Origin of the sequence: Zymomonas mobilis subsp. pomaceae ATCC 29192 (assembly GCF_000218875.1) — a bacterium.
In the GTDB taxonomy this organism is placed as follows: Bacteria; Pseudomonadota; Alphaproteobacteria; order Sphingomonadales; family Sphingomonadaceae; genus Zymomonas; species Zymomonas pomaceae.
Genome location: NC_015709.1, coordinates 1,925,917 through 1,938,765, shown reverse-complemented (window position 1 = coordinate 1,938,765; position 12,849 = coordinate 1,925,917). Strand labels below are relative to the sequence as shown.

Sequence of the window (12,849 nt, the reverse complement as noted above, 5' to 3'; positions counted from 1 at the left end):
GGATTTATACCTTTTACTGACGATATTTTGTTGTTCTATCGAGAAATTTCTCAATCGTATGCCACAGATGCAACTGTTTTTTCTCACCTGCGATCCGATGGGTTTCACCCGGATAAGCCATAAATTCAAAAGGTCGATCGCCTTCTTGTAATTTAGATATCAAGGCAACAGAGTTATCGAATACGACATTATCGTCAGCCATACCATGAATAAGAAGCATCGGATCAGATAATTTTAAAGCCTCGGGCAAAGCATCAGACTTTTCATAAGGCGTCGGGTCCACAGCCGGATTGCCTAAAAAACGTTCGGTATAATGCGTATCATAAAGTCCCCATCGAATGACCGGTGCGCCGGAGACCCCCGCGGCATACTGTCCGGGCGCTTTTTGGAGCAATTTTTGCACCATATAACCGCCATAAGACCAACCAAATACCGCAATCCGTTTAGGATCGACGTAGTTTTGTGCCTTTAACCAGCTAAGCCCCGTTAATTGATCCTCGACCTCGACCGTCCCCATTGCTTTATAAATATGATCTTCAAATGCCTTACCGCGGCCAGGGGATCCACGACCATCAATTGAAAAAATGATCCAACCTTTGGCAACTAAATACTGATGTAAGGGTGACGTCCATCCTTGCAAGACCTGCCGCCCTAAATCAGGGCCATTATAGACCTGAACTAATACAGGATACTGTTTATCCTGCTCCATTTTAGGCATCAAAAGCTTATAATAAAGTGTTGTACCGTCATTTGCTGATAAGGTGCCAAATTTAGGCTGAACATGTTGGGAAAGATAAGGACTATAAGGATGCCTTGCATCCAGCTTATTTTCTTCTATCCAACTGATAGGATGCCCTTTTGTATCGGCGAGATAGACTTGGGGTGGTTGATTAACATTAGAACGATTTATTAGAATATGGTTGGCTTCTTTATCCATTACCACCGTATTATACCAACCCGATTCAGTCAGTTGGGTGGGATCTTTGGGGTGTTCGTAGTCAATACTATAAAGATGCTGCTCTAGCGGGTTTGATTTATTGGCTAAAAAGTAGAGTTGGCCTTTTTTCTGGTTCACACCGACGACACCCAGTGTCATCCAGTCCCCTTCCGTTAAAGTCGTCCACTGCCCCTCTTTCCAACGATAGAGATGCCGGAAACCGCTCCGTTCAGAAGCCCATATTAAACTACCATCGTTTAATATGCGTAAATCATCATTAAGATTAATCCAGCTTTTAGCGGTCTCTGAAAACAAAACGCGAGATTGGCCATTCGTCGCATCAACCTTTAACACATCCAAATGTTGTTGATCACGACTTTCCCGTTGAACATAAAGTGTCTTACTATCGGGTGCCCAAGTAACCCGCGCTAAATAGATATTGTCATTATCCCCTAAATCGACCTTGATTTTATCCGAACCATCAGGATTCATCAGATAAAGATCAACCTTGGCATTAGGGGTTCCCGCCGCAGGATAACGTTGCTGATAGGTTTTGGTCCCCTCTGCCCCGATTGCTGCACGCGTAACAATATGCACTTTGCTTTCATCTACCCGTGCAACCGCAAGACGCGAGTCATCGGGTGCCCACCAATGGCCTTTGTTCCGCGCCATTTCTTCTTGCGCGACAAACTCTGCCGAGCCCCAAGTTAAGGCATCCCCTCCATCATGACTCAATTTTAATTCATGACCTGTTTTAAGATCGATAACGAATAAATTCTGATCGCGTACAAAGGAAAGATAATGCCCAGCGGCCGAAACTTGGGCATCAACCTCGGTTGACGGCGTATCCGTCATTCGCCGAACGGATCCGTTTAGAGTCGCTAAATATAAATCGCCATCCAACGGCACTAAGATAGAATGTCCATCCGGTGACCAGTTATAGGTTACAATACCCAACGTGCCGCCGACTCTGGCTCTTTCACGACGCATTTTTTCTGCTTCAGAAATTTCTGTGCCCGATCCCACTTTTTTGGAATCGATGAGCATCCGACTCTTACCATTACGGGTATCAATCGCCCATAAATCATAACGATTAAGATCATCCGCTCTTGGACGTAATAAAGTTGCGTAATGCCCATCAGGGGATAAAGCCAGTGAGCGCGGCGTGGGGCCCGACAAAGAAGGACTGGCAAAAATGCGGTCCAAGGTTAAGTTAGCAGCCGAAGCAGATATAGGAATCATCACAGCAGCAAGTACGCCCATTAGAATTTTTGACATAGGCTTTTAGGTAAAGCATGTCCCAAATGAACGCAATCATGGCACCCTATTATGAAGGAGGATTACCTTTTTGATCGGGCTTAGTAAGCTATAAATTTTGTTAAACGTAATATTTCGAGATAGTTTTTATATTAAATAAAGAGAATATTTAAGGGTAATTCTCAAATTATTCAGAGATATTGCCTAAGTAGCTTTGCGGCTATCTAGCGCATATTTAGGGATGAAGCCGTTTAGAGAATACACTTATTTATTTAATAATTTGCCTGTTTTTATTAGCTTAAGCCCACCTCATATTAATATATTGGCCTATTAACGATATACGGTTGAGACAATATCAATATAACATTTGTCTCAACCGCTAAGCGTAAAGCGTTCTTTTTTATCGTAATAAGGCTTCGGCTACCCGATCCCACATTTCAGGTGAATTGGCACCGAGCATTCCGTGGCTACAATCCGCAGTAGAATAAGAAGATCCATCAAAGCGAGCGAGTTTCCCCCCGGCTTCCTCTAAGAACAAAGAACCCGGTGCATGATCCCAAGGCCAACTACGCCAGAAAAGGGCTGCATCATTTTGCCCCAATACCAGACGCGGATATTGTTCTCCGGCGCATAATGGCGATGGCGCTAACGTGATGCCATGATTAAGAGGTTGATGCTTGTCAAAATCGGGATGCAGGTTATCTTCTGTAACCCGTGCCGATAAAGCAACAACCGGAATAGCTTGTCCCGTGCTACGCGTTGTTACACGCTCTTTATCAATAAAAGCACCACCATTTTTGACGGCATGACACATCCGTCCAGACACAGGATCCAGAATCCAGCCGGCCTGAGGTATACCATCAGCTAATAAAGCAATCATCATAGCATAAGGTGTTTTACCGGCAGCATAATTGCCGGTACCATCCAAAGGATCGACCGTCCAAGCCAATCCTTTTTTCAAATTTTTCAATAAAGACGTATCTGCAGCGGTGGCTTCTTCCCCCACGATATAAGCTTCTGGTAGAAAAGTAGCCAGTCGTTCAGTAATTCGTTTTTCGGATTCTTTATCTACAACGGTTACATAATCACCCGGTTCTTTTTCGGCAATTTCACTCTGAGCGAGATGGCGAAAACGCGGCACTAACAGATCATTAGCAACTTCATACATCAAAGATGTAACGGCATCATAAAGCGAATGCATGGATCCTCCGGCAAATAGCCTGTTCTTTCCTTACTCTTTTCCTCTATTTAGATAGTGGCAATCAAGAAAATTATATAATATAAAAATATATTACTATAAATTATTATTTTTAAATAAAATTATTTTTTAATTTAGAATTAAATTTCTAAATAACGCGGCGTTTATTTTTTATTTAAATTTATTGATAATGATACTTGTTATCAAATAAGAATATGCTATGTTTCTTAGACAACGTTCTTACTAAACTATGTCCCGTTAGGGTGGTTCTTAATTAAGGATAGGCTGGATGATTATTTGTCATTGCAACACGGTTAGTGATAATGCCTTAAAAGATGCAGCACGACAAGGGGCTGCGACACCTGGACAAGCCTATAAAAAAATGGGTGTTAAAGCTTGTTGCGGTAAATGCAGCAAAGCAGCCCATAAAATCATTTCTGATGAACAGAATTGCATGGTCTGAACAGACTTACAATTATTTATTGTCAGAGATATCATCTTATTAACACTATAATTTCTGCAACCTAAAGGGTTATGCTTCGTTTATGATTCTAAATGAATTGTAAACAGCTAAGGATTATTGTGGTATGAAAGGTGATAAAGACGTTCTCACTCATTTGAACGAACTCCTGAAAAGTGAGCTTACTTCTATCAATCAGTATTTCTTGCACTATCGTGTATTAGAAGACTGGGGTGTGGATAAGTTGGCTCAATTGGAGCGGTCCAACTCTATTGATGAGATGAAACATGCCGATGAATTAGCAAAGCGCCTCTTGTTTTTAGAAGGTTTTCCTAATTTTCAGGATATTGGGCATATCAGCATTGGTGAAAATGTCGAAGAAGTCATCAAGGCGGATTTATCCCTAGAGGCGGATACGGCCATTCCTCTCTATAAAAAGGCAATTGAATGCTGTGAAAAAGTGGGAGACTTTGGTACCCGCGATTTGCTTTCTTCTATCCTGAAGCAAGAAGAAGTCCATGCTGATGGATTGAAAACGCAGTTAAGCCTTATCAGTAAAATGGGCATCCAAGGATATATTCAACTTAACAGCGATACCGCCGTTAAATTTGAAGACTAAGATACAAGATATTAGTTTCAGAAAAGGTAGCAGGTTTTATACCCTGCTGCCTTTTTTATTTCAGCTTTCGGTATAGTTAGTGGTTCATTGAAGAGGAATCACATCACTTCAACAAAGTACAAATTCGTAATTATTTTTTAAAAATTATAATGTGGTTATTTTAGTTTTTTCTGACGATTTAAAGGAACGCCATAAAGTTCTAAACGATGATCGACTAAGGTATAGCCCAGACGCTTAGCAATCATCTTTTGTAAAACTTCCATTTCATCATCAGAAAATTCGATGATACGTCCCGATTCAACATCAATCAAATGGTCATGATGGTCTTCTGGTGACGCCTCATAACGGGCGCGCCCGTCACCAAAGTCATGGCGTTCAAGAATGCCCGCCTCTTCAAATAAGCGTACTGTACGATAAACCGTTGCGATTGAGATTCCAGAATCAATCGCTGAGGCCCGTTCATAAAGAGATTCAACATCTGGATGATCTTCGGCCTCGGATAAGACACGAGCAATAACCCGTCTCTGTCCCGTTATGCGCAGACCTTTTTGTGCACAAAGCGCTTCAATATTGATCTGCCGCATCCCCAATCTCCGTCGATTCTTTGTTACCCAATAAAAACCAGAGAAATCTGCGCTGGAAAGGCGCAGGCTCCAATCATTTCTCTTTATAAAATTGGCTTTTATTTTAGCAATTTAAAAACATGCATCGCCCCCGATGCCATGATTTTAATCCCGCAACAGAATAAAGGGTATGAGGTCTCTATTCATAAAAGCCAAGATATATTAACTTTGTTCTATCTGCGGCGATTTGTTTTTGTTAAAAAATTAATCTAATTTTATTAGATTAACGCTTACGACGCTGAGTACCAAGCCCGATTTTTTTAGCTAACGAACGACGCTGATCGGCATAATTGGGCGCAACCATTGGATAATCCGCAGGTAAGTTCCATTTTGCGCGATATTGTTCCGGCGTTAACTGATAATGCGTAGCCAGATGACGTTTCAGCATTTTCAGCTTTTTACCATCTTCCAAGCAGATGATATAATCAGGCTTTACAGAGGCTCGGACAGAAACCGCAGGTTCTGGACGGGCTTCAGGTTCAGCATTGGATTCACTCAAAGCGGCCAAAGCATGATGTACATTCTGAATAAGTTGGGGCACATCAGCGACAGAAACACTGTTGTTGCTGACATGTGCTGAAACAATGTCCGCCGTTAGTGTAATAAGGGTTTCTGACAAAGCATTGTCATCACTCATAAAACAGTCCTTTTTTTAGGAAGAAGGCGTGGGAGACCATTTGTCTCTCTTGGGCTGGATTAACGCTCTTACCCAGAAGAAAGGCCGTAGTCGACCTTCCAACGCTTTACCTTCTTATAATTGAACAAATTCTATAGAAAATGCAACTAAAATTATTAACTACCTTAAATGGCGTCCGCTAAATTATAATTAAACTTAGAGTGATTGCATTGTATAAATCACCATTTAACGATTTATAATAATTGATACGACGGCCAACCTCTCTAAATCCTAAGCTATAATAAAGAGCTAAGGCTGGATTTTTATCTCTAACTTCAAGATGAATACATTTAGTGTCTTCAAAATGCGCTTTTGATATAAGCTTTTTAAGGAGTGCCGTTGCGACACCTTTTTTACGGTATTCAGGTCTTACTGCTAATAATAATAGTTCCGACTCATCAAAAATAGTACGAGATAACAAAAAACCCGCCGGTTTTTCTTTTATTGTTACAACAAGACAATAAACCCCTAACTGCTTCATCATACCGTCGCACTGAGAACGATTCCATGCTTCACAATAAAAAGGATCAAAAGCCGCGGTCATGATAGACATGACATTATCTAGAAGAAGATCACCGCGATCTGAGAATTCAAAATCATTGTTATTAAATGTCATAAAGAAATTTTGGCATCAGGTGCCCGTCCATAAATTGGAGTCGGCGATAAATTTACAAAAGTATTTTCTAAAAATTGTACATCATCAGCCCATGGCCAAGCTTCTACTGATTCGCCATGACCGCGCGCTTCGATTAAGGCTGAGGCACCTGACCCGATAATGATTTCATCTTGCACCCTTGTTGCCGCTACTTCCGGGCGCATAGATTCTAGGTCTGTAAGGGCTTTGAAACGCGCAGGGCTATCGAGGCGGGTAAAGGACTGTATAAATAACTCGCCATGCCCCCCCGTAAAGGCTACGGTTAGATTTGATACGTCAAGTTTGTTGGCAAAAACGGCCCCCGCAACTAAATCTGTAGAAGCATAACCGGTAACGGGCGCATCCCAACCCAGCCCCAAGGCCAACGCGGCGGCTAACCCAACGCGAACGCCCGTAAAACTTCCGGGACCGCAATCAACGATAATATGGTCAGCATGCCCTTTTTCAGGAAGCGCGGCAATCATGGGCAAGAGCTTCTCGGCATGGCCGCGGCCGACCATCTCCTTTTCACAGGCAATCAACGTTTGGCCTTCTAGTAAAGCAACAGAGCAAGCGGCAGTGGCTGTATCAATCACTAGCCGCATCTAGATTGCCCGCACTTCGGTTACTTCAGGCACAAAATGTTTTAATAAAGATTCAACCCCTTGCTTTAAGGTCGCCACAGAAGAAGGACAACCCGAGCAGGCCCCCCGCATAGAGAGATAAACGATACCATCTTCGAATTTCTGAAAAACGATGTCACCCCCGTCACGGGCAACAGCAGGTCTTACCCTTGTCGCGATTAAATCTTTAATCTGAATAACAATATCATTATCTTCGGCTTGCTTTGCGTCAGCTTTTTCTGAAGTTTTAACAAATAGAGGGGCATCTGATTCAAAATGATCTGACAGCACCATAATAACTTTGGGCTCAAGTTCAGACCAAATGCCGGGATTTTCAGCGGTGACAGAAACAAAATCCTGTCCAAAAAAAACGCCCGTCACTGGGCCCAAATCAAATAAGGCAACAGCAAGCGGAGAATCGGCAGCCTCCTCTTTATTGACAAAAAAACAAGAGTCTTGCTCCATCACAGGGCGGTGGAGCAAAAATTTAAGGGTCGCCGGATTCGGCGTATTTTCTGTTTCGATCAACATAAGATAGCATTTGGTGCAGCTACAGGTTGCAATCAAGATTATCTGTTTCAGCTTTTGATATTTTTTCGAATTATTCCATTATTTTGGGGGGCGACCGGCTATTTTTCTTAAAGAAAATAATAATTTATTTAATTAAGAGGATAAGGGGTTGCGTTTTAACCCTCTCGCGCCCATTATTATAGCTGTAAGCATCTGTGCCCGTACTAAACGGGCATATGCACGGAATTTGCGTGTTCCACCGCCATATCTCTGACAGCCGTCTTTGCCATTTTGAGGGTTGAAACAGGCTTCCTCTATGGCGCGTTGCCAGTATTCCACTTCAGATGCCCAGCAGCGACAGGCTTTCCCGTTCACGCAAGCCTGTTTTTTTTCAGGCTATTTGCGAGTTTAACCTCGCTATTCAAGGCGTATTCTCACGCCTATTTCAAAAACAGGAAAGTCTTTTATGACGGAAACACCGGTTTCGTTCAAAACCTTGGGTCTCGACTCGTCTCTTATTCAGGCCTTGGATGCGTTAGGCTATACAACGCCAACCCCTATTCAGGCACAAGCTATTCCGCATCTTTTAGAAGGTAAAGACCTTTGCGGCATTGCCCAGACAGGTACGGGTAAAACGGCCGCCTTTGCGCTTCCTTCTATTCATTATCTTACCACTAATCCGATAGCACGCCCTTCACGGGGTTGCCGGATGCTTATTTTATCACCAACCCGTGAATTGGCCAGCCAGATTGCACGGGCTTGCAATGACTATACACGTCATTTACGTTTGACCGTTAATTCTGTTTTTGGTGGTGTACCCATTGGTCGCCAAATCCGTATGCTGGAACGGGGTACGGATATTTTGGTTGCAACGCCAGGACGGCTTTTAGATTTGATTGATCAGCGCGCTTTAGTGCTGAAAGACGTTGAAGTTTTCGTTCTTGATGAAGCTGACCAGATGCTTGATCTTGGCTTTATTCATGCATTGCGTCGGATTGACAAATTATTGCCGAAACAGCGTCAGACGTTGTTCTTCTCTGCAACAATGCCTAAGTCCATTCAGGAATTAAGCAGCCAGTTCCTGTCGGATCCGGTCACCGTTTCTGTAGCGCCTCAGTCTTCAACGGCAGAACGCGTAGAACAATTCGGTGTTTTTGTTAATCAGCAGGAAAAACAAGCGCTTTTAACGATTACGCTTAAAAGTACGCCGGGTCTTGATCGGGCATTGGTTTTCACGCGGACGAAACATGGTGCCGATCGGGTTGTTCGCCATTTGGAAGCCGCCGGTATTCCTGCCGCCGCTATCCATGGTAACAAAAGCCAGCCACAACGCGAACGGGCTTTGAACGCTTTCCGTAATGGCCGCTTAAAAATTCTGGTTGCAACCGATATCGCCGCACGCGGGATTGATGTTCCGGGTGTCAGCCATGTCTTCAACTTTGAATTGCCGAATGTCGCTGAACAATATGTTCATCGTATTGGACGTACAGCGCGTGCGGGTCGTGATGGACAGGCGATCAGCTTTGTTGCGAATGATGAACGTACCTATCTTCGTTCCATTGAACGCTTGACCCGCGTAAAACTTCAGATTTTACCGTTGCCTGAAAATTTTGTGGTAGAAAAAGAAACGCTGCCTCATCCGGCACCGATGCGTCCTGAACGCAATGAAGGTCGTGGCGGTCGTGGCGGTCGCGGTGGCTATGGTGCAGGGGCACCGAAATCAGGCTTTAATAACAATAATAGTAATGGTAATCGCCCACGCCGTCCGCGTCGTCCTCAGATTAAAGGCGTTCGTGCTGTTGGTCGCGGTTAATACTCTTTATTTTCTCTAGTTTTTTAGAGCCTCTTCCTGATGGGAAGAGGCTTTTTTATTGAAATTCTAAGCCGAAAACCCCGCAGCTTAGGATGGAGTGAAGGCGATAAAGCGATTTTGTCGCTCAACAACTCAATATATTGCCCAATATCGCAAGAAGGATACCGCTAGCCGAACTACAAAAGAGGATAGAGAGCGCAATCGCCTCTATAAAATAAGGATAAATACGCCCGAACTACTGTACAAACCCATATGGATTGAAACGCCTTTCAGGTTATTGGGTTAGCATTTATAGCTGTGATTTGGGTAGAAAGATGCTCGTAGATAGACGAGATCACATTCGCCCTTGAAGTCTAGCAATTTACATTCAAATTTTTAGCAAATGAGGCGAGCGGTTATTACCCTTGTTCTGACTGTAGAAAACCGACATCTGCCCAGAAACTATAGTAAATCGGCATAAGGAAATGAATATGTCGTCATTATGGGATGTTTCACGGCCTTGATAATTTACACCGCACGGACAGACAGAGACTAGGACACATTCTAACGATCGGTCGTGTTCCTCTCGCTGGAGAAAATGGGGCGCTTTAGGGCGGAAGGAATATCAATCCTTATAAAGAACAGCGCTATCTTAGATAAAATATGCCTACCATTCCGATGGTGCTACAGGCTAAAAATAATAAAAACCCAGCTTCACGATTTGATCGAAATCTTAAAAGAGCATTGTTACCATTTTTGGTATCTAAGGTCATAACTTGCCATAAAAAGTGACAAGCTAATGGAAATAACGCGACTAAAGCTAAAAATTGTGGCTGTATTAACCACAAGGCTATGCCCCAAAACAGCAACGCCAAACTATAAAATACAGCAATACCAGCCCGAATATGATTTTTTAAAGCGCGGGCAGAGGATTTAATACCGGCCAAGGCATCGTCCTCAATATCCTGAATAGCATAAATGGTATCAAAACCGATGACCCAGAAAATACTGCCGAGATAAAGAGAAAGCGTAGCAGGATCTAAATAATGTCGAACACCTATACCGCCAACCAAAGCAGCCCAACTAAAAACTAAGCCAAGCCATGCTTGGGGCCACCAGCTGATCCTTTTCATAAAAGGATAAATGGCGACTAATAAAAGGCTGGCTATAGCGACCCAGCGGGCAATATTATTAAAAACACTTAGGCAGCCCAAGCCTGCTAAACAAAGTATGCCCAAAAAGAGATACGCTGATTTAAGTGAAATTATACCAGAGGCCAGCGGTCGATTCCATGTCCGCGCTACTTTTTTATCCAAGTCACGGTCAACAATATCATTATAAATACAGCCTGCAGAACGCATCAAAAAAGAGCCCAGCAAGAGGGCAGGTAATAAAAACCAGTTGGTTATCAAACCGCCGGACAAGGCGACAGCAGCTGCACCGGGCCAAAATAGTAACCAACTTCCAATAGGGCGATCGGCTCTTGCTAAGGAAACATAAGCCCTCACCTTTTTAGGGAGACGGCTTATCAACCCTTTTACCTCGCTATCTGAAACGATTTGAGAATCTGACTCTACCGACACAACGTTGCCTTAAAAAAATTTAGTAAAAATAGGCTACCAGAAAAACAGGGAATTATAGTCTTTCCTTATTATAAATTGGCTATTCCTTATAAAAAAAGCGCTATCTGATGAAATTAATATGAATTTAAAGACATAATCCCGATATCAGCAATTGCCGCTTTAACTATCATGTCCTAGAGCTTCTGTAAAAAATTACAGGATTCATTTTTATTGCCTGCAAGGGCCAATTTCGACCCGGAAAAAACCAATGAACCATCAGCCATCTAAAATAAATGAACAAGATATACCCCCCGTCATTGCCTTGATTATGGGTAGCCAGTCAGATTGGGAAACAATGCATCATGCAGCGGATACCCTAGAAGCCTTGGGCATTCCCTATGAAACAAGGATTATTTCTGCCCATCGTACACCCAAACGGCTGTATGATTATGTCGGTTCTTTGGTAGACAACGGTTTTAAAGGGGTGATTGCTGGTGCTGGAGGGGCGGCACATTTGCCGGGCATGGCAGCGGCTATTACAAGGCTGCCTGTTTTTGGTGTTCCGGTGCAATCAAAAGCCTTAAACGGAATGGATAGCCTCCTTTCTATAGTACAGATGCCGGCTGGTATTCCCGTTGGTACCCTTGCGATCGGTCGAGCAGGTGCTATCAATGCCGCTTTAATATCAGCAGCCATGCTTGCCAATAATGATGCAGCACTGGCCAAGCGATTAGAGGAATGGCGTCATCGTCAAACTGCTGATGTGCCTGATATGCCAAGTGACACGCCAAGGATTGCCTTATGACTAAAACATTTCCGCCCGGATCTAAAATTGGTATTATCGGTAATGGCCAATTAGGCCAGATGATGGCCATTGCAGCTATACAGTTAGGCTATTTTTGTCATATTTACGCGCCTAATCAGCACGGACCTGCGAATATTGTTGCGGCAAAAAGCTTCGTCGGTGACTATGGCGATAGTGATAAGTTGAATGAATTTGCGGCAACAGTCGATGTTCTGACCTATGAATTCGAAAACATCCCGGCTGAACCTCTTATTGACCTTTCGAAACAGATGCCGGTTTACCCCCCGCCGCGTGCTTTGCAAATTGCTCAGGATCGCTTGGTTGAAAAAAATTATGCGGCCGAACAAGGCATTAGACCTGCACCTTTTCGCGCTGTTAACTCTGCCAAGGAATTATCCTACGCGCTTTTGGAATTAGGGGTTCCTGCAATTTTAAAGCAGCGCACCCAAGGCTATGATGGCCGAGGGCAATTTCCTGTCAAGAAAATGACTGATGCCCATTTGGCCGAAATATGGAATAGCTTATCTGTAAAACAAGCCGTTTTAGAAGGCATGGTCAGATTTGAATATGAATTTTCTGTCATTGCCGTCCGTAATGCCGACGGCCAATTTTTGACATGGGACGTTCCTGTCAACACGCATAATAAAGGTATATTAGCGCACTCAGTTGTGCCCGCCAATGAATTTATCCAACAACAAGCCGATGCTGCTATCAAGGCAACCCATAAAATTGCAGATTCACTAGGTTATGTTGGTGTATTGGCCGTAGAGTTTTTTGCGACGCAATTTGGCCCCATTTTTAATGAAATGGCACCCCGTGTCCATAATAGCGGTCACTGGACTATTGAAGGATCAGAAACTTCACAATTCGAAAATCATATTCGAGCAATCTGTGGCCTACCTTTGGGCAGTACTGCCCTTACAGCCGAAAAAGTGGAGATGAAAAATCTTATCGGCACACAGATTAACACATGGGAAAAAATTCTGTCCCATAAAAATGAATATCTTCACATTTACGGTAAAGGAACGCCCCGTCCGGGTAGAAAAATGGGGCATTACACCAAGCTTAGTCGGCGTATTTTCTAAATACAGCCTTATCCATCAAAAAAGGGTGATATTTAAATATCACCCTTTTTTTTATAAAAATGAAAGGT

At 43.2% G+C, this 12,849-nt stretch carries 14 protein-coding genes; 5 read left to right on the top strand and 9 right to left on the bottom strand.

What is annotated here, in order from left to right; all coding sequences use genetic code 11:
• Nucleotides 1-13: 13 nt before the first annotated feature.
• On the bottom strand, nt 14-2,179 hold the full coding sequence (locus ZYMOP_RS08600) for a S9 family peptidase (RefSeq protein ID WP_252507461.1): 2,166 nt from the start codon (nt 2,177-2,179) through the stop codon (nt 14-16).
• A gap of 415 nt (nt 2,180-2,594) precedes the next feature.
• The gene (locus tag ZYMOP_RS08595) at nt 2,595-3,395 is read right to left on the bottom strand and encodes an inositol monophosphatase family protein (RefSeq protein WP_013934933.1); all 801 of its coding nucleotides are present in this window, start codon (nt 3,393-3,395) and stop codon (nt 2,595-2,597) included.
• Nucleotides 3,396-3,681: 286 nt separating this feature from the next.
• Here ZYMOP_RS08595 and ZYMOP_RS08590 point away from each other — a divergent pair, with 286 nt between their 5' ends.
• Nucleotides 3,682-3,855, top strand: coding sequence for a (2Fe-2S)-binding protein (locus ZYMOP_RS08590; RefSeq protein ID WP_013934932.1), 174 nt, complete (start codon nt 3,682-3,684; stop codon nt 3,853-3,855).
• A 124-nt stretch (nt 3,856-3,979) separates the two neighbouring features.
• Nucleotides 3,980-4,471 carry a bacterioferritin gene (gene bfr / locus ZYMOP_RS08585; protein ID WP_013934931.1) on the top strand — a complete coding sequence of 164 codons (492 nt, stop codon included), beginning with the start codon at nt 3,980-3,982 and terminating at the stop codon, nt 4,469-4,471.
• Between the two features lie 155 nt (nt 4,472-4,626).
• On the opposite strand, the gene ZYMOP_RS08580 is transcribed toward bfr, so the two are convergent.
• The 6 genes from ZYMOP_RS08580 to ZYMOP_RS09465 form a co-directional block, all read right to left on the bottom strand.
• Nucleotides 4,627-5,055: a Fur family transcriptional regulator gene (locus ZYMOP_RS08580; protein WP_013934930.1), complete on the bottom strand. Its 429-nt coding sequence runs from the start codon at nt 5,053-5,055 to the stop codon at nt 4,627-4,629.
• A gap of 262 nt (nt 5,056-5,317) precedes the next feature.
• Entirely contained in the window at nt 5,318-5,731 is a 414-nt protein-coding gene (locus ZYMOP_RS08575) for a Ros/MucR family transcriptional regulator (RefSeq protein ID WP_013934929.1), read from the bottom strand.
• A 178-nt stretch (nt 5,732-5,909) separates the two neighbouring features.
• Entirely contained in the window at nt 5,910-6,323 is a 414-nt protein-coding gene (gene rimI, locus ZYMOP_RS08570; RefSeq protein WP_252507420.1) for a ribosomal protein S18-alanine N-acetyltransferase, read from the bottom strand.
• A 59-nt stretch (nt 6,324-6,382) separates the two neighbouring features.
• Nucleotides 6,383-7,009 carry a tRNA (adenosine(37)-N6)-threonylcarbamoyltransferase complex dimerization subunit type 1 TsaB gene (gene tsaB, locus ZYMOP_RS08565; protein WP_013934927.1) on the bottom strand — a complete coding sequence of 209 codons (627 nt, stop codon included), beginning with the start codon at nt 7,007-7,009 and terminating at the stop codon, nt 6,383-6,385.
• Nucleotides 7,010-7,558, bottom strand: a complete 549-nt coding sequence (locus ZYMOP_RS08560; RefSeq protein ID WP_013934926.1) for a NifU family protein — start codon at nt 7,556-7,558, stop codon at nt 7,010-7,012. It abuts the gene before it with no gap.
• A 132-nt stretch (nt 7,559-7,690) separates the two neighbouring features.
• A complete protein-coding gene (locus ZYMOP_RS09465; RefSeq protein WP_158498511.1) occupies nt 7,691-7,912 on the bottom strand; it encodes a hypothetical protein in 222 nt (73 codons plus the stop codon).
• Between the two features lie 91 nt (nt 7,913-8,003).
• On the opposite strand from ZYMOP_RS09465, the gene ZYMOP_RS08555 reads away from it, so the two are divergent.
• The gene (locus tag ZYMOP_RS08555) at nt 8,004-9,350 is read left to right on the top strand and encodes a DEAD/DEAH box helicase (protein WP_013934925.1); all 1,347 of its coding nucleotides are present in this window, start codon (nt 8,004-8,006) and stop codon (nt 9,348-9,350) included.
• A 626-nt stretch (nt 9,351-9,976) separates the two neighbouring features.
• Here the strand turns inward: ZYMOP_RS08555 and ubiA are convergent.
• Nucleotides 9,977-10,912 carry a 4-hydroxybenzoate octaprenyltransferase gene (ubiA, locus tag ZYMOP_RS08550; protein WP_013934924.1) on the bottom strand — a complete coding sequence of 312 codons (936 nt, stop codon included), beginning with the start codon at nt 10,910-10,912 and terminating at the stop codon, nt 9,977-9,979.
• Between the two features lie 247 nt (nt 10,913-11,159).
• Between ubiA and purE the strand changes: the two genes are divergently transcribed.
• A complete protein-coding gene (gene purE / locus ZYMOP_RS08545; protein ID WP_013934923.1) occupies nt 11,160-11,696 on the top strand; it encodes a 5-(carboxyamino)imidazole ribonucleotide mutase in 537 nt (178 codons plus the stop codon).
• Nucleotides 11,693-12,781: a 5-(carboxyamino)imidazole ribonucleotide synthase gene (locus ZYMOP_RS08540; protein WP_013934922.1), complete on the top strand. Its 1,089-nt coding sequence runs from the start codon at nt 11,693-11,695 to the stop codon at nt 12,779-12,781. The genes purE and ZYMOP_RS08540 overlap by 4 nt, the downstream gene beginning before the upstream one ends.
• Nucleotides 12,782-12,849 lie beyond the last annotated feature (68 nt).

Coding starts and splice junctions, on each gene's coding strand:
- tsaB (WP_013934927.1), bottom strand. CDS start 7,009: ATGCGGCTAGTGATTGATACAGCCACTGCCGCTTGCTCTGTTGCTTTA.
- ZYMOP_RS08580 (WP_013934930.1), bottom strand. CDS start 5,055: ATGCGGCAGATCAATATTGAAGCGCTTTGTGCACAAAAAGGTCTGCGC.
- rimI (WP_252507420.1), bottom strand. CDS start 6,323: ATGTCTATCATGACCGCGGCTTTTGATCCTTTTTATTGTGAAGCATGG.
- purE (WP_013934923.1), top strand. CDS start 11,160: ATGAACCATCAGCCATCTAAAATAAATGAACAAGATATACCCCCCGTC.
- ZYMOP_RS08560 (WP_013934926.1), bottom strand. CDS start 7,558: ATGTTGATCGAAACAGAAAATACGCCGAATCCGGCGACCCTTAAATTT.
- ZYMOP_RS08540 (WP_013934922.1), top strand. CDS start 11,693: ATGACTAAAACATTTCCGCCCGGATCTAAAATTGGTATTATCGGTAAT.
- ZYMOP_RS08575 (WP_013934929.1), bottom strand. CDS start 5,731: ATGAGTGATGACAATGCTTTGTCAGAAACCCTTATTACACTAACGGCG.
- ZYMOP_RS08595 (WP_013934933.1), bottom strand. CDS start 3,395: ATGCATTCGCTTTATGATGCCGTTACATCTTTGATGTATGAAGTTGCT.
- ZYMOP_RS08600 (WP_252507461.1), bottom strand. CDS start 2,179: ATGATTCCTATATCTGCTTCGGCTGCTAACTTAACCTTGGACCGCATT.
- ZYMOP_RS08590 (WP_013934932.1), top strand. CDS start 3,682: ATGATTATTTGTCATTGCAACACGGTTAGTGATAATGCCTTAAAAGAT.
- bfr (WP_013934931.1), top strand. CDS start 3,980: ATGAAAGGTGATAAAGACGTTCTCACTCATTTGAACGAACTCCTGAAA.
- ZYMOP_RS08555 (WP_013934925.1), top strand. CDS start 8,004: ATGACGGAAACACCGGTTTCGTTCAAAACCTTGGGTCTCGACTCGTCT.